We start from the raw sequence: 421 nt of genomic DNA on the forward strand, positions 1-421 counted from the left end.
AATGGCTGAAAAAGAATGGGTCTACGATTCTCATAGTCAAGCCTGGTACTACTTCAAATCTGGTGGTTACATGGCGAAAAATGAGACAGTAGATGGTTATCAGCTTGGAAGCGATGGTAAATGGCTTGGAGGAAAAGCTACAAATGAAAATGCTGCTTACTATCAAGTAGTGCCTGTTACAGCCAATGTTTATGATTCAGATGGTGAAAAGCTTTCCTATATATCGCAAGGTAGTGTCGTATGGCTAGATAAGGATAGAAAAAGTGATGACAAGCGCTTGGCTATTACTATTTCTGGTTTGTCAGGCTATATGAAAACAGAAGATTTACAAGCGCTAGATGCTAGTAAGGACTTTATCCCTTATTATGAGAGTGATGGCCACCGTTTTTATCACTATGTGGCTCAGAATGCTAGTATCCCA

General features: G+C 39.9%; 1 pseudogene. It reads left to right on the plus strand.

The features are described 5' to 3' along the window. A pseudogene (locus EDI28_RS26525) lies at window positions 1-421 on the plus strand (hypothetical protein); the annotation flags it as partial.

The organism is Photobacterium chitinilyticum (genome assembly GCF_004104355.1).
Taxonomy (GTDB): Bacteria; Pseudomonadota; Gammaproteobacteria; order Enterobacterales; family Vibrionaceae; genus Photobacterium; species Photobacterium chitinilyticum.